Annotated in this window: 14 protein-coding genes; 12 read left to right on the forward strand and 2 right to left on the reverse strand. The window is 41.7% G+C overall.

Features of this window, described 5'->3' with window-relative positions; translation table 11 throughout:
- Positions 1-31 precede the first annotated feature (31 nt).
- The 4 genes from Q9312_RS17520 to Q9312_RS17535 all read left to right on the forward strand — a co-directional run bounded on the left by Q9312_RS17520 (position 32) and on the right by Q9312_RS17535 (position 6,696).
- A complete protein-coding gene (locus Q9312_RS17520; protein ID WP_309202153.1) occupies positions 32-3,190 on the forward strand; it encodes a hypothetical protein in 3,159 nt (1,052 codons plus the stop codon).
- 14 nt (positions 3,191-3,204) lie between these two features.
- Positions 3,205-3,780 (forward strand): tail fiber protein, encoded by a 576-nt coding sequence (locus Q9312_RS17525; protein ID WP_309202154.1) that lies wholly within the window; start codon positions 3,205-3,207, stop codon positions 3,778-3,780.
- 268 nt (positions 3,781-4,048) lie between these two features.
- The gene (locus Q9312_RS17530) at positions 4,049-5,725 is read left to right on the forward strand and encodes a hypothetical protein (protein ID WP_309202155.1); all 1,677 of its coding nucleotides are present in this window, start codon (positions 4,049-4,051) and stop codon (positions 5,723-5,725) included.
- A gap of 368 nt (positions 5,726-6,093) precedes the next feature.
- Positions 6,094-6,696: a DP-EP family protein gene (locus Q9312_RS17535; RefSeq protein ID WP_309202156.1), complete on the forward strand. Its 603-nt coding sequence runs from the start codon at positions 6,094-6,096 to the stop codon at positions 6,694-6,696.
- Here the strand turns inward: Q9312_RS17535 and Q9312_RS17540 are convergent.
- The gene (locus Q9312_RS17540; protein ID WP_309202157.1) at positions 6,693-9,395 is read right to left on the reverse strand and encodes a protein kinase domain-containing protein; all 2,703 of its coding nucleotides are present in this window, start codon (positions 9,393-9,395) and stop codon (positions 6,693-6,695) included. The genes Q9312_RS17535 and Q9312_RS17540 overlap by 4 nt on opposite strands.
- Before the next feature lie 48 nt (positions 9,396-9,443).
- On the reverse strand, positions 9,444-10,496 hold the full coding sequence (locus Q9312_RS17545) for an FHA domain-containing protein (protein ID WP_309202158.1): 1,053 nt from the start codon (positions 10,494-10,496) through the stop codon (positions 9,444-9,446).
- A 222-nt stretch (positions 10,497-10,718) separates the two neighbouring features.
- Here Q9312_RS17545 and bluB point away from each other — a divergent pair, with 222 nt between their 5' ends.
- From bluB to Q9312_RS17585, 8 genes are all read left to right on the forward strand, one after another.
- Positions 10,719-11,363: a 5,6-dimethylbenzimidazole synthase gene (gene bluB / locus Q9312_RS17550; protein WP_309202159.1), complete on the forward strand. Its 645-nt coding sequence runs from the start codon at positions 10,719-10,721 to the stop codon at positions 11,361-11,363.
- Between the two features lie 113 nt (positions 11,364-11,476).
- Positions 11,477-12,469, forward strand: a complete 993-nt coding sequence (locus Q9312_RS17555; protein ID WP_309202161.1) for a hypothetical protein — start codon at positions 11,477-11,479, stop codon at positions 12,467-12,469.
- Between the two features lie 12 nt (positions 12,470-12,481).
- A complete protein-coding gene (locus tag Q9312_RS17560; protein ID WP_309202162.1) occupies positions 12,482-13,051 on the forward strand; it encodes an RNA polymerase sigma factor in 570 nt (189 codons plus the stop codon).
- Between the two features lie 43 nt (positions 13,052-13,094).
- Positions 13,095-13,610: a hypothetical protein gene (locus Q9312_RS17565; RefSeq protein WP_309202163.1), complete on the forward strand. Its 516-nt coding sequence runs from the start codon at positions 13,095-13,097 to the stop codon at positions 13,608-13,610.
- Positions 13,611-13,785: 175 nt separating this feature from the next.
- Positions 13,786-14,328: an outer membrane beta-barrel protein gene (locus Q9312_RS17570; RefSeq protein WP_309202164.1), complete on the forward strand. Its 543-nt coding sequence runs from the start codon at positions 13,786-13,788 to the stop codon at positions 14,326-14,328.
- A 396-nt stretch (positions 14,329-14,724) separates the two neighbouring features.
- A complete protein-coding gene (locus tag Q9312_RS17575) occupies positions 14,725-19,653 on the forward strand; it encodes a hypothetical protein (protein ID WP_309202165.1) in 4,929 nt (1,642 codons plus the stop codon).
- A 515-nt stretch (positions 19,654-20,168) separates the two neighbouring features.
- The gene (locus tag Q9312_RS17580; RefSeq protein WP_309202166.1) at positions 20,169-22,529 is read left to right on the forward strand and encodes a carbohydrate-binding domain-containing protein; all 2,361 of its coding nucleotides are present in this window, start codon (positions 20,169-20,171) and stop codon (positions 22,527-22,529) included.
- 219 nt (positions 22,530-22,748) lie between these two features.
- The gene (locus tag Q9312_RS17585) at positions 22,749-24,449 is read left to right on the forward strand and encodes an SPFH domain-containing protein (RefSeq protein ID WP_309202167.1); all 1,701 of its coding nucleotides are present in this window, start codon (positions 22,749-22,751) and stop codon (positions 24,447-24,449) included.
- Positions 24,450-24,822: the final 373 nt, after the last annotated feature.

The raw sequence follows: 24,822 nt of genomic DNA on the forward strand, positions 1-24,822 counted from the left end.
ATACCCTGTTTATATTGCTAAGGAGCGACGTATGACTAATCAACAACCAAACGGAACTTTATATTGTCCTGGAAGAATAAATTTCAATATCACTTGGAAGGCATCGAGTGATGGAGCGAGTGCGCAGGTGATATTCAAGAACTTAGATGCAGAGCAACAAAAGTCAGTATCGATTGAGCTTGGCAGTGAAGAAACCAGCGTAGTACTTAACGCTAATGAGAAAACATCCATTGTCAGTGTCTGGTTATCGACCGCAGACGAATCTCCCAATTCTGTGAAATCTACATCGTCTGATGATTGTGTTGAGTTTTGGTTGTCTTATCCCGTTGATCGAGACACGGTGTTTAAAAAGTCGATTGCTTGGTGGACGCGCCAAGGAATTCAACCGATACCTCCGATTAAATCGAATGCCTCTGAGCTAGACCATATACGAGTTGAGTTAGAAAATTGGGAAGCCGTATTCCCGTTTATGTGTTTAAATTCTCAACCGACGGACGTCATGATTAATTCAGATAATGAAGACGTCATTTATTTTGAACATTGGGATTCTTCTGAGCTTTACCAGACGCTTACCAAGGGGCAAACCTTTCCTTTACAGTTTTCAAAAGTAGAAGAAAGTTTAAAAGCCTTTCAGTCAAGTAGTCAGTTTATCAGTAGCTTTTATTCGCTGGCCAAGCCATTTGCTGATTTTCCAATATTGCTTCCCTTATTGAGAGAGCTTGATAACAACCAATCAATTGAAGACATCGAGAAGCAGTTAGAAAGTTGGCTTGGAGAACAATACACCTTAAAAGAGTTGGTGACTGGAAAAAAGAATGTACAGCTTTTAACTCAATGCTGGGAATCTCTTCTGGTTTTTCTTTTATTACCAACTTCAGATATTACTTCGACGGCCACATTGAAAGATATCATCGCCTCTATTCAGGTGTACTGCTATTTAGCGAAGCTGTTACAGGAAGTTCCTACCAGCCAAGTAACACCGTCTGAAGATGGAGAAACTGATTCTTCGAGTAACGAGAACAAAGATAACTATATAGCTAATGATATATCTGGGTTGCAGCAATGGTTGTATGCGCAATTGTTGGTGCCAGATATTTTAGTACCTGAAAACGACGGTTCAGTAACAAAGTCTAGTCAAGGATGGTATCGATTTGCGGGTATAGGCGAAGTTTGTGAGGTTTATTTAACAGAAAAAAGTTATTGCTTAGGGGATATTTCAAAAGTGAACAGTTTGATGGCGGGAGAGAGACGTCGTCAAAGAGAATGTTCTACCGAACGAAGCTGGACAACGGAAGTGGATATTAGTAACGATGATCTTCAGCACAATACGTCCACCAGTAATGAACACCACAACGAGCTCTCTGAGGAGGTTAGGCGCGTTATCTCTGATCAAGAAGAGAAGTTAAATGCGAACAAATTGACGCCGAACTATGAAAATCTAGGTTTGGTTATCAGCGGCTCTAGTGACACAACTTGGACCGACAATACATCGACTCAAAATTTAGCGCAAACGTTTGCGCAAAAGATAACGGATTACGCAAGTGATAGCATTAAGCGTAAAGTAATGACTCATCGTCAAACCAAGCATTTTAATGAAACAACCCATTCACTACGTGTCGACTTGGTAAATGATTCTGACGAAAAAGCCATTAATGCGGTTTATCGATGGATCGACATGTTGCATGTTTTTGAAATGCAACGTAAACAAAGTGCATTAATTGTGGAGTTTATGGTTAATGCGCCTGAAGAAACCTTTTTGACATCAATAACCGATGAGAGTGGCGTTCCGATTTTTGAGCCGAGCGATCAGCAATTATTTTCGGACGCAGGTAATTATAACAAGATTACTCCGCAGAACTACTTAGAGTATCAAGCCTATTTCAACGCAGAACCATTACCTAGACCACCAGAACAAAGTATTAGCATTAAAGAAAGCTTCAGCAATGAGGGTGGCCCAATCATTACGGGGAGTATTCCAATACCTGATGGTTATCAAAGTGCAACGGGAGGAAAAATTAATCTAATGGTGAGTGACGCATCGCAGAAGCTCACCGGTTATTTTGGTCTAGAAAGCCCTATTAATGAAGGTGGGAAAAGCGGTGTTGAGTCTTCAGCAGACAGTTTATCTTTAAAAAGTGCAGAATTAAGCCATGACAATTCTAGCCATGACGATTCTAGTAATCACCATTCTAGCAATGACCATTCTAGCAATGACCATTCTACCAGAGATGATTCTAGCGATAATAATGCTAGCAAGAATAGTCCTAGTAAGAATAATCCAAACCCATCGTCGTTGAGCAGTTCCACCGACAATGACAATGAAGCGACTTCGAACATCGAGAGCCGTTCGATGGCGTTCACTGCATTAGACAAAGACAGTGCCGCCCAGAGCTCTGATTCGCCAACGCCGGTTAATGTTAATTTTCCGAATCCTCAGCCTGCGATCTATCAGGTTTCAGTGGCTAAACAATATAAAAGCGATGTTGCTTTTGGTATGGTTTGTAATGCAGCAAATTTTTCGGTTGAAGTCAGTATGACTTTGCTGCCTGATACTTCTACCTCGAGTAGTTACCCCCAACGATTAACAGCTTGGCAACAGCAGGTCTTTCGTATGCTTCTTCAAGCGTATCAAAGGCAGGTTAATGATTATAATCGACAGCTGCAAGCCCGTTTAAGTAAGGCGACAATGGGACGCTCAAGAGAGATAGAGCAACAGAGTTTGAAAACAGCCATTAGTACGATTTTAACTGACACTTTAAACGATAAATCTCCAGAAGCTTTACGATTTATTGATCGCGCTTTTGCGTGGCAAGATATGGCGTATCAGTTTTATGCTTGGCCAGCGGGTGAGCAGCCTGATGAACCCTGGGTGACTTCTCAAGATACATTACCTTATGACACCGATGCATTATTCAAAGCATTTCTTTCTGCGCAATCTGCGCGAGTTTTGCTTCCCGTTAAACGCCAGTTTTTGTCTGAAATATTATTTACATTAAGTTTTCAACAGCGCTGGGGGCATCTTTTGGCTAACTCTGTGGTAACACAACAAGGGTATAGATTGGCTGAACTCATTCAAGAAGGTAATCAAGAAACCAGTTCTGCGTCAATTAAGTGGTCTAAACGTGTTCCAACGACGCACGTTTATTTAGACTCGAACGAAAGCGCTTTAGCCGTCAGTGAACTTAAATAAGAAAGGAGTTAATTATGTTTAGTGACGTTCCCGTTGGTACTATCGTTGCTTTCGCCGGTAACATTGATGACACAACTCCTTTAGAGGGAGTAACACCAAAACAAAATTCAGAAATGGTCACCTCTTTATTGGCCAGAGGGTGGGCCTACTGTAATGGACAACTGGTCGATAAAATGCAATTCAATGACTTGTATAAAGTGATCGGCGGAATCTATGGTGAACAAGGAAATGCTTTTCGATTACCTGATTATCGAGGTTACTTCTTACGTGCCGTTGACAATGGCGCAAAGCGTGATACTGAGTCTCGAGAAGCATCGGTTGGAGGTCAGTCATCTGGCGTCGGTACGTCTCAAAAGGATCAGTTTCAAGGACATGAACATCAATACTCTGGCGGTCAATCGGATGGACCTGTTCCAGCAGAGTCAGGTGCCGATGCGGTGATGATAGAGGTAAAAGATACTACTGCGATCACCGAAAAACAAGGTTATGGTTCGCCTCGTTATGGTAAAGAAACTCGTCCTATCAACATAGCCGTCAACTATCTGATCAAAGTTCGTCAGATCGATCCTCGCAGTAACGTTATCTTTTAAACGATGAAAACTAAGTCGCTTAAGACTCGTTTGGCTGCCTAATATATTAAAATGCAATATAGAACTAAATCATTCATCTTGATCTGTGAGCGTTAAATTTTCAATTCGGTGTAATGTGACGTAATGTTGATTTCGGATTCCTTCAAGTAAGCTCAATACTCAATGATATTGTTTGGTCATCGTTTTCAAAGACCTAGAAAACAACAAGGTAAGTGACCAAACAACTTCAAGAGGATTTTTTATTAAACGCAAACTTGAGGATATTGCCATGAGTAACAAAGACCACCTTAGATTAATCAATCTCATACCTAAAAATGTTGCCGCCGACGTAGAGTTTACGGTAAAGCCAGCATTAGGTCCTGCTGAAAAATTAACGGTTGAAGCAGGCGACCATCTTTTACACACCGTTGATCCCAAAGCTGGCTTATGGACCATTAGCGCGGTTGTTGACGGTGTAAAGACTGAAGAATCAATGACGCTGTTTGCTGATGATTTTGTGATATTAGGTATCAGTCATTGGCACCCCGATCTATTTAAAGCAAAAATCTCGTCGAGTGACCTCGCCATTAATTTTTTGCCTCACTCAATCGAATCGATCTGTGAGCGTTATGACGAGCTGTCTGAGCGCGGAAAGCTATCAATATTTGAACAGGCCAGTCAGGTGTTACTCAATGATTTGCAGTTAGGTAAGAATTATACGGTGCCGACCATTGGGCATATGATTAAGATTTTAAGTCGCCATAAATTTAAAGATATAAAAGGCGAAATGCAGCTGATTGAATCGCTGATACAAGGGGTTTTGAACAGTGATGTAGAAATCGACCCACAAACGAAAGCGTTTCTACTGCTGCAAATGCCTTCTCCCATCTTTTTAGATATGCCAAGAGCAGGTAATGAAGACTACAGTGAATCCATCAGTTCGTTACGTTATTTATTACAAGGTGTTGATGAGCAACAAAATATGTTGGATCAAAGTGTTGACCTTAATGTCCTTCCTGAAATGACGAATTTTTTCGATGATGAAGTAACGGCCAAGGCTAAACAGGATTATGCGGAAAAATATGCACAGCAGCATTTCTTGAATCGTAGTTGTAAACGATTAAAGGCTAAGTCATCGGTCTACCTTAATCATTTGTCTTTACATATCAATTCAGAAGGTGACGCTGATGATGTTGAGTTTAAGTCTCTGGATAACTTAACGGTAAAGCTTTGTCCTGAAGATGATTTTAGTGGTCGCAGTAAAAAGAACTTTGGTATTGGCGAGTTAGTTTCACTTTCGCTTTCGTCAAAAAGCAAATTGTCGGAACAGCAATTAGCACAACTCTATTGGAGAGTCGAGAGTGGGTCAGGTTACTTGTTTTCAAATGGCTATGGCGAGGCCTGTTATGTTGCAGGCGCAAAAGAAGAGCAAGCAAGTTTGGTCTTGTCCTATTTCTGTGGCGAGCACTCGGGTGAAGATATACTCGATGTTGATGTGCCAACAGTGGCACCCGTTGATGCCACTATGGTTCAGAGCCAAGGAACTGGATTGCGTCATATTCATAATACATTTTCGGTTGGCTTCAAAGGCGAAATATTATTGACGCCAGATGATGTCTCTTATGCCAATGTCACTTTCAGAGAAGGTACATGTGTCGGTGTCGGAACTGGATGGTTGAACTACTTAAATGGTGAAGTTCATGCCATCGGAACGGCTTGCACCATCACCAATAATAGGGTGAATGGGATTGATACGGTATTTACTGGCTCGAGAGGTCAGCCATACGGTGTCGGTGACTTTAATTGGCCCATTCCGTGGCAGTATAGAGAAGGTACTGGAAACTGGACGACATTTACGACGGCTAATCATCATCAAACGTCGGGTGCTGAAGGACAGGCAATGATTGAAAAGAAAGGCGCAGGTCCATTTACCAAAAATGCGGCTGATCCAGATTCGAACTATTAGTTCGCCATTAATGATACATAGATAACTACCGGCTATTGCCGACAAACAAGGCTCTTTTTGGGTGTGTACCGTTTAATGCTGAAGAACGGTTAAGTTAACGCCCGATAAAGAGCCTTTAACTTATGACGTTAGAACCTTCGAACAGTAACAGAATGAATCGACAGTCAGTTGATTAACTGAACAATGGAATAGAACGGGGTATTGATAGATTTTTAAGGGCTCTCTTTGATGAGTTGCTTTGCTGCTATCTCTCGTTGAGAATAAATGGTGAATATCATGATATTTTGGGGAGCAATCTTCAGCATCGCATGACAGTTGAATAGGGTTTTCATATACTCAGAGTTTAAATAAATACTCAAGGAAGCGTTATGAGTTCTGATTATTCTAATTCCACCTCGCACAACGATTCAATTTCACAAAGCAATCGTGTTGTCGAAAATAATAAAATTACACTAAAAGTTCCCTGTGATTTAATTGAGGGCACTTACAATGATGTGCCTTCAATTACAGCAATCAGTCGTTTTCATATCATTCCAAACACTCAAGAAGATTGGCTTTCGTTAATTGTTAATAATGAAGGTGAACGCGTTGCCGTTGAGCAGTTAAAAATTCAATTTACGCCTGCTCGTCCAGGGCAAGAATACCTCGAAGGGTTACAAAGAATATTCTTACTTTGCGACATTGAGAATAAGACAAGTGAAGGTGAGTGGGCATTTGCTGCCAATGGCATAGTCATTCCCAAAGAACCAGAGTTAACCGACTTTGAAATCACCACCGAGCTATTGAATGATAAAAAGCAATTGTTAATTATCATCGATAAAGTGGGCAATACGGGTTCTGAGCCAGGGAAAACGCATTATTTAAAGCTAGGATTCAATTTTGTGGCAACCTGTACCAATATGAATGGGTATACCAAAGCCTATTTGTCACAAGATCCTAGCGTCGATTTGGGTCGACCCATTGGCGGTTAGTTACACCGCATCGCGTTATTGTTCAGACTCATTAGTTCTTGGAACTCTGGCTCTGAGCACAAAGGATCAAATCGAGGAAGATCAAACCACCGAACTCCCATTCCTTGCTCAATGGCTAATTCGACGAAATACAATGCCGACTGTGTATCCTTTAAACTTGTATGCACGGCGGCGGCAGTAAAATAAACGTCGAGATTTTCAGGTGCCTTTTGTTTTGCCACTTGTAAAGCTTCTAGTGCGGGACGATTTTGTTCTAGGCGAACATAGGCTTGTGCATTTTGTAATAGCGCACTGACCGTTTCTAATTTATCTTTGTTGAGCTCAATAACGGTTTTGTACTCTTCTGCGGCTTGTGTGCGCTTGTTCTGAACCCACAAGGTATCCGCCCAATTGAGACGCCATGTCGGGTTCGATGGTTGATGTTCAACTAAGCTTTTGAGTTTTCCATAAGCGTGTTCGTATTCGCCCAAAAGAAGATACGCAATGGCTAGATTATTTTGATCGGTTCCTTGAAAGTGCTGAGCAAGTGCCTTTTTAAAACCTTCGATAGCAGACTCAAATTGGCCAGTAAACAGATGAAACGATGCAAGCAATCTATTGGCTCGGTAATCGTTGGGTAGTGTGTTTATAATTTGCTCTAAAGTACGTATCGCCTCGTCAGTATTGCCTTGCCACCATAAGGTTAAGCTTAAGTTAAATTGTAAATCGGTACTCGGTCGTAGTTGAATGGCCTTTTTAAAATACTCAGAGGCGTTTTCAAATTGACTATTATGATAAAAGTACTGAGCATTTAACTCATAAGCAATGGCTGGATCGCTTGACAATGTTTGTATCTTACTTATAGACGATCTTGCTTTATGATTGTCGGCCTGATTGAGTGCTAGCCAAAATAGATTAACTTGATAATTGAGGGTGTCTTTATAACGGTTAGGCGCATTAATGAGTAGTTTTTCTAATCGAGCAAGCTCTTTTTCTTGGCGAGTTTCATGGTATAAATTTAATGCGACTTCTCGATAAAGAGAGTAGAGGATATCAATATTATTATGCTGTTGAATGAATTCAAATAGCTCTTTTTCAAGTTGCACTGATGATTTAGAGCCGAATCTTACTTGATAATAAATATTTAAAAAGCTAATTAATTCGCTATCGCTTAATGTATTGAGTCGATTATTTAGGTCACTGGAGGTAGCGAAAATTCGCTTCATTTGTAGTTGCACTGTACTCAGCAAATCTCGATGGCTCTTATAGTGTACAGGCCAACGCTCAAACGACTTAATGGTTAAGTTCGGATCGATTCTTCGAATTTCAGCTTCACATATAGAGTTTTCACAATGAATTGAGGTGGTCAGTAGCTCATCGACAGCAGTTGATTTTGCAATACTCACTAAGTCTAGGCCACCAGTTGATATTTCATCGAAAGCAATGAGCCGAAACTGACGATTTTGCGAAATAAATTCGCGAGCAGCAGAGTCGATGGCGGCTTCCATTAGTTGAACTTGTGTTCTTGATACTGAGTCATCGTTTTTGATTGTCGGCGGTATGACTGCGATACGAACGTTATTAAAATGAAATGTCGAATGACAATAAGTGATAATTAATGTTGCCGGTACGATGACAATCAATAGATAGCGACTGAGTATTGAAAGTCGTTGCTTCCCTAAAAGACGTTTTAACCACTGACTTTTCCTACGCTTTTCAATTTTTCGAAATTGACGTTGTGACTCGTATTTATTTTGTTCTAAATTCTTTGAATCATCTGAGTGCGATCCATCTGAGAATCCATCTATTGGCTGATGATTTTGTGAATAAGTTACCTCGAGTTCATTGTTCGCAAATGGGTTCGGAAAGGTATCCATTAAATCGGAACTGGTTGTGTTAATCAATACGCTTTTGCAACGGGCTCTAACTTGATCGGCGGTAAAGTATCTCGCTTCCTTTTCAACACTTAATAATTGTTTAAGCATTGATGATATTTCAATGGGTATGTTAGGTAGGCTGTTGATAATGTCTGGGACAGTGTTCAACTTCGCGAGAAGTTGTTCTTTAGAGGAAGCTTGTATTTCTTTCGGTGAAATCGAAATCAACGGGTAGCCCGCCAATAGCTCGAAGGCTAAAAGAGCAAAACAATACAAGTCAGTGTGCTCTGATAAGCCTTCTCCAGTTATTGCCTCGGGAGTAATGTTTGATAGGCTTATAAAGTGGCTACTCGAATCTTCATGCACATTTGACAGTTTAGCAACGCCAAAGTCAGCAATCTTGGCCGTGTTTCTTTCGTCGACTAAAATATTGCTTAACTTGAGATCGCAATGTAAATAGCCTTTATTATGCGCTGCGGTTAGACCCTTTGCGATCTCATACAGCCATTTTAGTTGTTGCAGTTGAGAGGCATTCTTTACTAATTGTGAATGAGCCAAGGTGCGACCGTTGACGTATTCCATGATCATCCAAATCTCTTGATGGTACTCTCTGATGGAGAGAATTTGAACGATATTCGGATGATTGAGTTTTGCCAATGCTCGCGCTTCTTTGAGCAATACATTGGGTTTGGCAACACGACCAGAATGTTTTGCGACTTTAATCGCTACCAAGCGATCAAGAGCAAGCTCCGTTGCTAAATAAACTTTTCCCATACCGCCTTCACCGATAATACGCTCGATACGGAAATCGTTTTGCTCGTCCCAGTCTGCTTCTATTAACATGAAAGTCCTTGTAATTCGCTATTCAATCAGCGCATGGTCACTTAAGAGTTAGTGATTGATCTCAAGGTGATTCCCTTTGTAAATCTTGAAATGGCTTCCGCCAAATCGAATTTCACCTGGTCGGCGTTCAATAAAGTGATCGCTATCGATAACGTAACTGGCAAGATCCGCAAATTGTTTGCGAGCTCGGTGAATTTGTATATTTAAATGGGAAACGTCGACACCAATTTCAGACGCTAGTTGTTCGGTATAAACCCAACCACAGCTGCTATCATCTAGGCCTTTATTCGCATCACTATGACGATAACGAGCCAGTAATAATGCTAAGTAATGGTGAGTTCGAATTTTTAAATCATACTGGTTATTTAAGAAATTAAACTGAAGTTCGACTTTTTCTTCATCAAGACTGACATTAAACTGAAAGGAAAGATCCGATATACAAGGTGCATTTTTATTGATCTCTTGAGTATTTTCAATCACGCGATTTTGACGAAATACCCATTGCACTTGATTAATTTTAATTCGCTCTTCATCACCCATTCGAATTGGTGGAGCATGATTGTCTTGACTGTATTCGACGAACCACTGGTGCAGGTTTCGGTCATGAAAAATAACAACTTCGGGGTTTGCCTCATTCGGCAATAGCATATAGTCATCGAGAGGAATTATTGAACTGTCTTGTAATTTCTTGAGGCCAGCTTCAGGGAGGCCCGCTGTAGGGAGGCTCGCTTCTGAGAGACCCATTTGTGAGTCGAGATTGTGATTGGCCGAGTTCGTATTTTCTGCCTGAAGAAAATCTTTAGGTGGATTTAAATCAATGACAGTAATCGATTCACCATCAACTCGACCAAAGTGAATGGTATCATTGGGTTTAAGAACGACCTCTTGAGCTGGTGGAAGTTTCTGCTGATTTAACCAGGTTCCATTGCTACTCAGATCACGCAACACCCAGTGGGGTTCTTGCCACTCTATGGTGGCATGAAGTTTTGAAATTTCTGGCGCTTTTAATAGAGTATCAACGGAATAGTAAAGTCGTCCGAACTGGTGGCATGCGAAAAGATAAATAAGAGTGTTATGATCATGATGCACCACCGTTGCCATGTTTATCTCATCCAGTGTTAAAATGTAATATTAAGTATATGATAGATAGAGTCTAATATTATTAATTATTCATATCAAATTAGCTAATGAAAGAATTAAAAAGGTCATTAATAATTAATTAAATTTATTCTCCACTCGAGATTGTCGAGGGGCATATGAAGTAGACTCGTTAACCGGTTTTCTTATTGAAATTTCCACATCTATTTTTTCCCAAGGATTTTTATGTTCTTTAACCAAAGCCATTCTGAATTACTCGAAGAGATTATGCGTTTGAGGCGCGATGTGCGCGGCCATCTATTTACCTCTGAACCGGTATCTGAAGAAGAAATAGAGCAGCTTTTGTATTGCGCCACACTGGCGCCATCGGTTGGTTTTTCGCAACCATGGAGCTTCGTCGTCGTACGCGACCTAGATACGCGCAAAAAAATCCATGCAAGTTTCTCTATTGAAAACAACAAAGCGGCATCGAAATTCACGGGAGACAAACAGGCGAAGTACCAACAATTAAAATTAGAAGGAATTCTCGAAGCACCCGTGAACCTCGCGGTCTTTTATCAACCCTCAAAGTTTCCTGTGCTCGGTCAGACCAGTATGGATAAAATGGGAGAGTACTCGGTCGTTTGCGCGATTCAAAATATGTGGTTAATGGCCAGAAGCATGAATCTTGGCATGGGGTGGGTGAGTATTCTCGATCCAGATGTGGTTAAACAAGCATTGGCGGTGCCGATTGACTTTCAACTGATCGGCTATTTGTGTATTGGCTATGTCAAAGAGTTTTATAGTAAACCTGAGTTAGAGCGCAAAAACTGGGCCGCTCGAAAATCAGCTGAGCAAATCATTCATTATGAAAGGTTCAAGGGTGGGTAATGGGTAAAACACCGCCTTAAACTATAAAAACTTTATTTTTTAAAAGTTTTTGTATCCATTTAGCTTAGACTCTCACTATAAGCTTATGAAGACTTGATTAAAGGAGAAGTAACATGAGTCGCAATGTAAGCGTATTGAAACAAGCCTCGAAATGGGCAACTGCTGCGGTATTATCGTGGTCAATGATTAGCGTGTCGGCGGAACAGAAGTCGAACACACCTGATTGGTATCTGAATTTTGATGTTGCTGGCTTGAGAAGCAGCGAAATCATGCAGCATAAAGCTGACGATCAAAAGAAAGCTGAGCAATTAATTGATTTATTGCTGGGAGAGGCTTCGGCTAAGAGTGTGCAAAGAGCCTATGCTTTTGGGTATGTCGAAGAACATAAGGTGCTGATTTTACAGGGTGCTTTTAAATCACATGCCAATGAGATCAAACAACGCTGGGAAGCACTAGGATTTGCTCAAGTCGAGGCGGCACCGGCGGGTATCTACAAAGTTGAAGCCAAAAAGGCCATCGAGCGATTTGCCAGCATGGCGAAGGCAAAAGGACTGGTCGACGGTGACTCAGATATACAAATTGATGATAAATCGAGCTCTGAAGGGCCAAAGTTTATCTACAGTACCATGTTAGGAGAGCAACATCTGGTATTTAGCGATGATTTAACACTGTTGCAGATGCAGCAGGCAGCGACCTTACCGAAGATGGATGGAAGCAGCATTTTTGAAGTGGTTGTCGATGTTAAAAAGGCGTTAGTGCATGGTGGGGTCAACATTGACGATTTGAATCAAGCTAACTACCAATTTGAATCCATTTCAGCGCAACAGTTGTCACAGGTATCGGTTTCTTATCAAGAAGAAGGGGAATACTCCAAGCTGCAATTGGGCTTAAAAGCGGATACTGAAGAAGTGGCGAATAATATTCGTTCGATTGCTCAAGGGATTATTGCTCTAAAGCGTTTAGGAACTCGTGATCCGGTGGTCTTAGATGTATTAAACAATATTCGTTTTGACCAAAGCGGTGGCGATCTTTTAGTAACCTTAGCGGGACCGATAGCGTCGCTAAAACGTTTAACCGATGATGCTCCAAAAGCGATGACTGAGTAAGAGACTCTTTGCATGTCTGATGAAGCTTATTGGATTGAGCAAAGCATAAAAGGTGACCACCAGGCGTTCGAACGTCTGGTGTTTGCTTATGAACAGAGATTAATGAGATTTTTAAGGGCGCGCAGTTCACGCATTGAACTGGTCGATGATGCCTTTCAAGAAACCTTTATTAATGCATTCCGTTATATTAAAAATTATGACAATCGGTATGCGTTCAGTACTTGGCTATTCAATATCGCGGTGAATGCACTGAATCATCAATATAGGAAAGAGAATAAGCATTCAATCAATGCCGAAGAAACAGATGTCGAACGCTGTCTTGATGAAGTTGAAGGAAGTGATATGTCGATCGACCAACAACTGGAATCGGCAAATGTATGGCGCATTGCCGATCAAATTTTGCCTCAAAAACAAGTGCATTTGTTGTGGTTGCATTATGTAGAAGGTTATATTGCAAGAGAAATAGCGGTCATCTTAGAATGCAGTATTCCATGGGTTAAAATTAATTTGATACGTTCTAAAAGTAAATTACGAAAATTTTTAGAATCTCAGCAAGCTAATCATTTAGATTGGGTTGTGTGAACGCTAGGCATTTTTGTTTGGAGAGAGCAATTGGTGAGAACACATGAGTAACGAGAATACTCCAGCGGTAAAACGCAAAGCGAGTCAGCTCAACATTACGGAGTACTTGCGTGCAGAAGCCGATAATATTTCCGATCACGTTAGTGAGGACCGTCATGCTCGTTTGATGCAAACTATTCGTGGTTATGCCAAAGAGTCAGAGAAGAGTAAATTAGCAAGCACTAAACCTGTGAGGCGTAAGTCTTCTAATAGGTTAACCAGAATATCGTTTGTTTGGCCAAGCTTAGCAGTGGCAATGATGTTAATGTTGGTCTTGGTTGTGTTGATTAACAATGGTGTTGAGAATCAGGGTGATAGTAACGGTGTAACCAATACTCTGGTCGATCATTCTCCCACTAACTCCTCGTCGACTAAAAGCTCTCCGACGGAATCTTCTTTGAATGGACTGTCTTCGCCGAACAAGTCACAACCTTTAGTTGCCAGCGTAGAACTAACTCAAGAGTATCAAGCGATTCAAGCGGACTGGAAAAAGCTTTCAAAACAACTAACCAGCCTGTGATTTTTCGATCTTTCTGAGACGGGGCGGTTAGCTGAACTCATTATTTGAATTCGCAATGCTCGCGAAGTTACCTTCTTGCATTTTCTTCACTAACCAGCCACTATGGTGGTGAGATCGCCATTGAGCTGTCGGTGCCTCACTGTTCATTCGTTACGATAAAAAATAGGAGATAGTTATGCGAACTAACCTTTTAGTAATGATGCTTTTATTGGGCCTAGGATACAGCTCTAATGTATTAGCCGGCTCTGAAAGTGGTTTATATCTCGGTGCGAGCATTGGCCAAGGTTCGGTAGATACAGGTGATCCCGTGTTTAACGTTGATGAAGATTCTTCTGGCTTTAAAGTGTTTGCTGGTTACAATTTTGGCGCAATACCAGCAATGGATCTCGCGGTCGAGTTAGATTTTCGCGACTTTGGAACCTATGAAAATAGCAATTTGAATATTGAATCGGATCTCACGTCGTACGAAATATACGGCTTAGCCGGTTTTGATTTAGGACCGATAGGGCTATTTGGAAAAATGGGCTATTCCAATACGGATATTGAATCGGTCGTTAATGGTATTAATGTTAATGACTCCGACTCCAATCCGACCTATGGTGTTGGCGCCAAGTTTCAACTTGGTTCATTTGCGATTAGAGCTGAATATGAAGTATTTGATCTTGATGGGGTTGATGACTTAACCATGTCTTCTGTCGGCTTTGTTATGACGTTCTGATCTCAAAGGCATTTCTAATATCTTGTAAGCAAGGAGAGGTGGCGAAACCTTTCCTTGCATTCTTCAACATCGAATTTGCTACTTTCACATTAAGCACATCAAGCACATCAATCACCTCAAGCACATCGCGCTTTTCGAATGACGGTGCACTGAGTACTCAAAGCCAATGCACATCTCGATTCGTGAAGATATCGAAAAAAAATTCAAATTAGTTGGTAAAAATGGCTAAAGTCCTCTAAGGAATAGGATATAGCAGGCGGAGCTGTGTCTTTCATTTATCAAGGTGTGAATAGAATAAGTTGTTGCAGTGATCCTCGATAGACCTTTTGACCCGTCGTAAAATAACCGAGCGAGTTATTCTCCGTTGCTAATTGAATAAAAGGAACTATTTATTGTATGGACACAAAAAGTCGACGTTATACTGGGCTTATCATCCTGTTAATTAGCATAACCGTGATCGGTGGCGTCGCTGGTTTATATTATTATTTTCAAATTAAAACCAATGAAGAGTATCAAAATCGATTACACTTTCGAGAGTTACGTGATACCAGTGTTGCCCTAGACAATGCACTTGAACAAATAGAGCAAGCGGGTGTCTTTCAGATCAGCGGTTTAGGTAGAGAGCTCGAAGAAGACTTATTAGAGATTGACATCGTTGCCGATAGCCTTATCGCCAAAGAACAAGAGAAAGAAACCTTACCAGAGCAAGCAGAAAATTTAGAATTAGAAGAAAAACTCGAAGCGGCCACTGAGACCTACGTTAATCTATTAGAAGACATAACCCTCGCAATTACAGCATTGGAAGATGAAGCCTACTCTGAAATTAATGATTTATGTTATGACCATGCGTCATTTTGTTCATGGATTGACTCAGGTAATACACTGGTTGATTTCAATGAATACCCAAAAATTGATATCTCTGAGCAATCGGTTGAGATCATTCCTATCGTATATCAGCAACATTATGAAAAGTATTTAGGTATTTTTTCTGATGAAGTTAATCAGAGCAGTACGGCTATTAAGGATCGGTTGACTTGGATTGCTTCGCAAAAAAGTAGCTTACAGAAATTGCTCTATAAAGCCGAAGATCAATTAAATCGTCGATCTGTAGCTCAAAAATCGAAAGTTCGAACGGTATCGAAAGACGCTCGAAAAAATACCGAGTCATCAGAGTTTAGGTGGGAGTCGGTGACTTGCGACGCGCTTTTAAAACAGTGGCCAGAAGCATGCGATGCCTTTTCAGAATTACCTAGATTTCATAGCAACAACCCCATTACCTTTAATGATGCCGAAAAACTACTTGAGATATGGATGAGCGAGTCACGCTATCTCAATAAAATACTCTCGATAGCACCAGAAATTGCCGCGAGTTTTAGTCAACAGAGAGAAACAATACTGAAGTTAATTTATCAAATTAACTATTACCAAAAGAGCTTGTCGGATGTCGCTCTAGAACAAGGTGGACGATATACCCGATTGCAAAGACAGTTTATTGAAAAGTTAACGAAGCTTCTTAACTATTCGCTAGAAGATATTAGTCTGGTTAAAATGACTTATGTTAAATCATACTTTTTATGTGTGAACAATTCGTCAACGAGTAATTGCCAATTACAGCGCTCACGACTCGAAAAATATATGGAGCGATGGTTAAAGCGAGAGAACCCCTATCACTCACCTTCACAGAGAAATATTTTTGAGAGTGCTAAATTGGTTAGAGAGTTAAAGAAGTCAGAAAGTAAGCTTTCGAGTAACCGTAATGAAAAACTAAAGCAAAGACTGACTTGGATCTCTCCAAGTGAAGCGCATGAACAATTTGAATTAACCTTGCACGAGTGGCAGATTCTCTATCAAATCACTTCTTCTAAGTCTCTAGGCGATAAGACGCTAGAGAGTAAAAAATCAATGCTCATTCCTTTAAGTAACTTGTTCCCTGCTGAAAGTGCACGTTTCCCGCTTTTATTATTGGTCAATGAACATGGCAAAGTTATCGCTAGGAAAGATAATGCAACCATCAATTCATCACAGTTTGGGTTAGAGTTCGACAATGTTAAAAGTTGGCTGTCGGGTGATGGCTTTTCCAATAACTCCTCTGCGAGTAAAGATGCCAAAGCGAAAGCATCGGCTGAGGCGAATGCCGGTTATTCTTATTTTCAAGATATTACGCTGGGTGGTGAACAGTACAGAGTCTTTGTGTCGCCTTACAAAAGCTTTTTACTCGATGAAAACAAACAACATTTTTTAGTCGGGTTAAGAGCAAAGGAAAATCTAACCTCAGAAAAGTTAATCGTTTCCAATAGTGCAATATCCGTGTTTATTCTTGGATTCCTTCTTTTGATAGCCTTTTGTTTCATGTTGAAAATCCCTCTTGTTTCGAGTCGGCAAGGCTTCTCTAAAACGGATCGCGTCTTGATAAACCTAGGTATTTTTAGTGTGATGGGCATTGTTTCCCTATCTCTGGTTGTCTTCTATATATACACGACGTTTAAGAGTGAAGTAAGAGCTCAGCATGAAGCAATGTTTCAACAAATCGTCGAAGCGTTTAATCAGGAGCTAAAAACACTTGATAATTTATCGATCACTGCACTGAATACGCAGGAGCAAAGCACTACAAAGAAGCAAAACAATTCAAAGAAAGAATACTGCTTGAATGGCATTTGTGACTTACTGCTTACCAATGACGTAAATTCCTCCGCTGCTAACAGTTCTTTAATGACTGATAGCATTACTTCAGGGCCTCAGACCAGAGAAGACTTCTTAATAGAAAATACATTCAAACTGTCTGCACAAAGTGGCGTAATGGATGGTATTGCGCTTTGGTCTGCACGTTCACTATTTCGAAATGGAAAGGCCATCGATTTAAGTCAGCGTGAATATTATAAGAGAGCCAATAATGGGCAAGTATGGCAACGCGATAACGCTCAGTGTGAAGGTATTTTTTTGCAACGCGTTTTTAATAAACGAGACAGCCGAATGACCACGCAAATAGCTCATCCAATTGGCAAGGAACAGCTAGGTCATTGTAATGTAAGAAGTTATGGTGCAACGTTAAAGACCTTCTTTTCTGCCGTAATGCCCAGAAATTCAGGTTATTTGGTTTTTGAAAATGCAACCGGAAGAGTTCTCTTCCATAGCAATGACAGTCGAAGTCTGGTCGAGAACTTATACGTTGAGACCGATAACAATCCAAAGCTCCATGCGTTACTGTCATCTACCAGCGTCACCGCTGGTGAACCTGTGCACTTGTCAGTCAGTTATCGCGGAAAATCGACGGAGTTCTGGGTTGGTGGTTTACTGGAGGGGGTTCCTTGGAGCTTAGTCGTCTTTCACGATAAACAGGAGGCGCGTCAGCTAAATTTATCTGTAACGATACTCTCGCTGGTACTATTCTTTGGTGCACTTGGATTATTTGGGTTGATTAAATTAACCTGTGTTGCAATAGGCCGAACCTGCGCAGAGTGGCGCCCGGTTAAAGCAATAAACGCTATTTTTAGTCGAATTGCCAGTTCGACCATTCCCGCTCGTTTTCGTGAAACGAAGACTCAACAAATACTGGTTAAACAAGTTTACTGGTTAGCGATTGCTATACTTGTCGCTTGGTTTGCAACCATTGTCAGTCATAATATACACCAACGTATTTATGAGCGATTAATGTTAAATGATATCGAGAAAAGCTTCGCTATTTCATCAAAGTCGGTTGATCGTTATAACCGGTCCTTTATGCCAAGTTTATCGACTCCACGTTTCTCCTGTTATTTTGGACAATCGATAGCGACTTCATGTCATTTGACTCAAAGAGACTACAAAGTGTCGACTGATGTTTCTGAAGACGGTGCACTATGGGTATTTAATTGGGATACACCATTACCTATATCGGATATTTTCTGGGCCTTGTCGCAAAAAAATCAGGAGCAAGATTTAGAAAGCCATTTACCTTATGCGATCAAATCCTTGTATCAAAACTCATTGAGCTTTCATTGGTCAAGTTTGACGATATTACTTATTCTCACTCAACTAGTGTTAGCATTTGTGATGTTGTATTTTGTTAAGAGTTGGAAGTTGAAACGAATGTTAGGCGTTCACTTAGAGCCTCACTTTAGATTGACTGAGCAAGATAGTTGGAAGCGCGAGGTTGAACGTAAAGTAGAAGCAATTACTTACACCTCTAGGGTTCAAGTCATAAGACCCACCAGTGAACTAATTAATGCTGTGTTTGCGTGCGAAGATAACCACTTTTTACTCGATAGAGTTATCAATATTCATCAACTATTTGAGCCCTCGTCTAAAGACTTCGCAATGATCGAAACTGAGCTATCCAAACCACAAAGTGAACCTGTCACTTTAATACTCGATGGTTTCGAGAGTTTGTGCTCTGATGGTGAGCGAAGGTTGTTGGCGTTAAGTTTTTTAGAGCGGTTGCATTCTAATTCTAAGCTAAACCTCATTCTTATTTGTGAAGTGGCGCCGCTTTATCGCTTGACTAGGCAAGAAGAGTATATAACGGATTTTGAAACGCTTCAGAAACACATTTCGACGGATGAAAGTAAGCTTATTGCGTCTCGTAATGAAATCACTCGTTGGTCTCAATTGTTGCAGTCATTTTGTAAAATATACAGTTGGACAGCGACCACTAAAACTGAATTAGACGACCGGTTTGATCCTACTCTAGTACTTCTTAATGAAGCCAAAGGTTGGCCTGAATTAAATGAAGTAGCCGAGCAATTTATACATTACAGTTGCGTGGCTAAAGTAACATCGAGTGAAAATTTCAGTCCTGAAGAGTTGATTCGCGATCTACATTCGGCACTGAGAACAGACGAGGTACCCGATAAGTTGGCTCAATTTATTAGAGTCGGTGGTTGGACGGCAGAGCAAATTATTGAATTTTTTAGTGCCAATGCAGGCGCCGCATATCGCTTTAGATGGGGACTTTGTACTCGAGATGAAAAGTTCTTGCTGTATCAATTGTCTCACGATGTGCAACCTAATCCGCTCAACTTAGAGCCTTTAGAACATATGCAGAGACGAGGTTATATTTACCAGGGTGCACAGTGGTTTATTTGTAATCAAAGCTTTACTCGTTTTGTTAGAACCGCTGAGAATCAAGCGACCTTTGATGAGTGGGTCGCCAATGCGAAAGAAGGTATGTGGAAATATGTGCGAATCCCTCTGTTCGCACTAGTTATTACATTGGCTGCAGCGCTTGTCTATACCGCAACCGATGCCATTGAAACAGCGATCAGTGTGATGGCGGGATTATTAGGTCTGATTCCTTTAGCCATGAAAAGTGTTAACTTATTTAGAACTTTTGAGCGCAGTGAAGGCTAGTATGATTTTGGCAGAATCATCTTCGATGGCATTCATTCTTTGCATGCGAACAGAAAGTATAATGAATTATGAGACACTCAAGAACTTAACTCTCTTTTGTTGATGTATTTGTAGAATCAAGTGCAATTAGTTTAGAGTTGATTCAGGTAAAATATGAAATCCGCTGTCTTTGTAAACATGCTGTTTTAAATTTAAACCTCTTCTTCTGTGCAAGCCTTAATGCTAAATAGACATCGAAACAATAACTCAATAGGGACTTTACCGGTTAACTTTGTGAACAATTCACACTCCCTAATCTCGTTGCCAAATAAATTGATGGCTAGCGCTAAACCTTTCGCAAAATCAATCTCTTAACCAGTTACGCGCTTGACCAGCGGATGGTATCTTGCCACTATGAAAGCGCTTTCATAATAAGCGTTTTAATAAGAAAGGCTTTGTCGATAGCCTTTCTCTGATCCATATCTTTAAACCACCCAGATTTGAGCCGTTCTGGTGACATAACAAGGAAAAACACCATGAGCACAGTCATGCGCAGTTTGCGCACACTCAGTGTGGGCCTCGTAACCGTTGGGGGATTATTGGCGGCAAATTTGTCGTCGGCCGATGTTCGTAACCCAACCATTGGTCCGCTTATTTTTGAAGAGAACTTCGATTCATTTAATCCCTCTCATTGGAACGTTGTTACTGGCGATGGTTGTCAGTTTGGCCCAGATCTATGTGGCTGGGGAAATCAGGAGCTGCAATGGTACGGCGAGAATAATCTCTCGATTGAATCCATTCCTGGAGACAGCGGAAATAGGGCATTGGTGATAACCGCCAAGCGAGAAAATGTAGAGGGGCGGGCATTCACTTCAGGCAAAGTCGATTCTCAAGGCTTGTTTGCAATTCACTATGGCATGATTGAAGTTCGCATGCGCATTCCGAATTTAAATACAGGGCTGTGGCCAGCAGCTTGGATGTTAGGAACCAGTACTGCAAGTTGGCCTGCAAAAGGTGAAATTGACATGATGGAAATGGGGCACAAAGCCTCTTATCGTCAAGGCGCCGATATTAATACATTCGTTGGTGCGAATGCGATTTTTTATGCCGATGAAGCCTGTGTTCCAGAAAATCCGACGTGTGCGGCGAGTACCGCTTGGGGGGCTGATAACCACCATATCTCTGCCAGCTCAATGGCGGATCGCTTTGTGACTTACCGAACCTATTGGAGCGATCAACAATTGCGTTTTACCGTTGCTGATAATGGCGTTGAATATGATCTTTACGACAATCCAATCGACTTCAATGATCAGATGACGGAGTTTCAACAACCGTTTTATCTGCTGCTTAACATGGCCGTTGGTGGGAACTTTACTGACGCGGCTAATAACAGCCAAGTCACGGTGCCAATGCCCGCAAAGATGTACGTAGATTACATTCGAGTTTATCAAATCGATGGTTTAGGAGAAGTGTTAACGGGGAATCCAACTCCACCGGAAAGCGGAACCTTTGGGGTTTTTACCGATATCACGCCAACCAGCAATAAGCTGCAAGCGGGCGTCTCTTCCGATATTTACAACTGGAATCAAAGTTCGGTTGAAGGTGGCAATTTACCTCCCGCTGAAGGCGACGAGGTTATCGCATGGCGATACACCGCTCCTGGACAATGGTTTGGCGGCGGTGTGCAAAGTCGACAGCCGCGTGACATGAGCCAATTTGATCAAGGGTACCTCAGTTTTCGAGTCAAGATACCGGCGGATATTGGGTTTAAAGTAGGTATTGCGGATACTTATACGAATGTTAGTTGGATCGATTTTCCGGCCAATGAATCTAGGTATGGATTAGTGCGTAATGGTGAGTGGAGCCGAGTGAGCATTCCGATTGAGGAATTGCGTGGCGAGTTTATCGCACTGCAATCGATGCAAGGGATGTTTTATTTTGCAAACAGTGATCAAGGCTTACCAAATCGAACCTTTGAGTTTGCTCTTGACGACATCGTATGGGAGGGCGGTGGTGACTCTGCTCCGCAAGACAGCGACGGTGATGGCGTGTTAGATAGTGATGATCTCTGCCCAAATACACCACCAGATACTCAGGTTGATGCGCAAGGTTGTCCGTTACCTCAAACCGATCTCCTGACCATTCAAGCCGAAGATTACAGTGCATTTTTTGACACCACGGCCGGCAACACCGGGGGAGCCTATCGAAATGATAATGTCGATATTGAGGCAACGCAAGATACCGATGGCGGCTTCAATGTTGGATGGACAGCCGCGGGCGAATGGTTAGAGTACAATGTCTATCTCAACGCAGGTGAGTACTCTCTCTCGTCAAGAGTCGCGTCTCAAGCGGGTAATGCCGTATATTCAATCCTGGTCAATGAGCAATGGATAGGCTCAAACTCAGTGAATTTTACCGGTGGCTGGCAAGTTTATGAAACCCAATCGCTGGGCCGGTTTACCGTTAATGACGGGCAACACCGTATTCGGGTGAAAGTTGAAGGTGGTGAGTTTAATGTTAATTGGCTAAAAGTTGATCGAGTGATGCATGGGGATGCTGATCAAGATGGCGTACCCGATCACCTTGACCAATGTCCCAATACGCCGCCCAACTCGGCGGTGGATAATCAGGGGTGTCCGTTGGTCGCCGATGTTTATGGCGCCTTACGCCAAGGCAACCAATTAGTGTTCTACGTTAACCAAAGCAGTTGGGCGACCGTGCATTACCGAATTAATGAGGGTGCCCAGCAAAATCTATCGATGACAGCAACCAATGGGCGGAATGAATATTCATTGCTCGGACTCAACGCCGGCGATCGAGTGACCTATCGCTTCACTTATTGGGACGACAGTTTACCCGGTGCAATTGATAGTCCCTGGAACGAAGCGACCTATTGATCGAGTCACATATTGATCATTGACCTCGGAAAGGCTTAATCGGACCGAGTGCAGCAGTCTCATTTTGATTAAAAGTGAGACTGCATTTCCCTTTGAAAGCGCTTAACAAAAGCGTATTCCGCGCTTTTATTAATCAAGATTCCTTTTTAATTCATCGCTGCTTGTAATATTTACTTACACTGATTGACTAAGTGAGCATCTATTGGAAAGGAGTTTATTATGGTTATTGCGATCTTATCGATCATTTTTCTGGTAATCGGGGTGGGGACAGTATTTTTTAATAAAGCTGTGCCTGGGTTAAAGGGGGTTAATGGCGGCAGCGGAAATATAACAGGAAAGTTGGTGGGGGGGGCCTTGCTACTGTTTGGTATTGTCGGATTTTTCTCTCGCTCATTTCTCATTGTTGATTCTGATGAAATAGGTCATCTAAAGAAAATATACCTAGGTGGTGACTTAGGCGTTGGAAAAATTATTGCGACAGATGGAGAGAAGGGACCTCAAGCTGAAATATTAGGACCCGGCTTTCATTTCATGTTTTTAGTCAACGTTTTGTACGATGCTGATATGAAAGATGTCGTAGTCGTTCCAGATGGCTCTTATGCTGAACTTATAGCAAGTGATGGAGCTCCGTTACGTCCAGGACAGTTCATTGCTGACGAGTGGCAAGAAGAGCAATTCGAAAATATGATGGATGCGACCTATTTTCTGACGGAGGGGAAAGGACAGAAAGGCCCGCAGCTAACCGTGTTACCTCCAGGAAAGTACCGAATTAACCGTTATTTATTCGATGTAAAAATTCATAAAGCCTTAGATGTACCAGCCGGTCATGTGGCAGTAATACGTTCGAATGTAGCGACTCGAGGGCAAGATTGTCCTGACGTTATTAAAACCGCCGCCGGATCGCCAAATGCGAAAGTTGCGACGCCGATCGTACCTAAAAACTGTATTGGTGTGTGGGACGAGCCTCTTCCTCCAGGGAAATATTACTTGAACCAAAAAGCGTATGTTCCAACCATTATTCCAACGCGGATTCAAACCTGGGCCTACAAAGGTGGGTATACCGAACGTTCAGTAAAACTTGCGCTGAATGACGATGGCAGTATTTTGCAAAAGTTTACCGAAAAGGAAATTCCTGTTCCTGAAACGGCAGCGGACAAAGCCATCAATGTGCGTGTTGAAGGTTGGGTGGTGCCCGTGGATGCTCGCATTCTGGTCTCCGTTGAACCTAAGTTTGCACCGACAGTTGTCGCAACCGTTGGTGATCTTAAGGCCGTTGAAGATAAAATTATAACGCCAGCCATTCGTGACATTATGCGTACCATTGGTGGTCATCCAGATCGAAAAGCGCTCGACTTTATTGAAAAACGTGATGAGCTTGCCAAGTTGGTTGAAGACTCAATTGTCAAAGAAGGTTCGAAAGCAGGAGTGACCATTCAAGAAGTTCGACTGGGTGAACCTTCCATACCGCCAGAATTGATGGTTGCTCGATTACGTGAACAATTAGCGAATCAGTTAAAGAAGACCTATTTAGAAGAGCAAAAGACTCAGAATGAACGAATAAAGGTCGAGCGAGAGCGCGCTTCTGCAAATCAGCAGTCGGTCTTAGTGGCGGCAGAAATTGCCAAGCAAGCGGCTGAGTTCCGAAAAGAACAGTTAAAGCTCGAGGGTGAGGGTGAGAAGCTTCGCTTAATGGAAATTGCACAAGGACAACAGGCGCAATCCAAAGTATTGGGTCAAGATCGTGTTCTTCAGTTGCAAATGTTGAAAGAGATTTTACAAGTTGCAAAAGATAATCCTGAAATCATTAAAGTGCCGATGGTACAAGTCTCAGGATCAGGATCATCTCTTGAGGGTGCGGCCGCTGTGTTAGGCGCGTCAAATTTTGGGCAAATGATGAAAAATTCGTCGAAAGAGAAATAGTGTTGGTTCAGAAGTAACCAGTGGCCACGGAGCGTAAGGTTTCGTGGCCATTTTTTTACCTCTGATTTTTTACCCTCTTAGAAGAGCCTCTTTGTACCATGAAGCTTTTTGCCATGAAATTCTTTGCCGCGAAGCTGCTTCATTTGAGTGCATAAGCGTGTTGCTGAAAGATTAAGCAACTCTCACAACAGATTGATTTCTATATCTTATATTGAAATATAGTCTAGACTTTATAAAAAGCTGAAAAGCAAAATAAAATAAGTTGTAGCCTATCTTTTGATGCGTGTTCTAACAGTATGTGCTAATCGTTTGATTTACACTGGGTTATTGGTCTTGATAGTGGTTTGGTCAAGGCTTGGGTACTCAGTGGGGG

The organism is Pleionea litopenaei (assembly GCF_031198435.1).
GTDB lineage: Bacteria > Pseudomonadota > Gammaproteobacteria > Enterobacterales > Kangiellaceae > Pleionea > Pleionea litopenaei.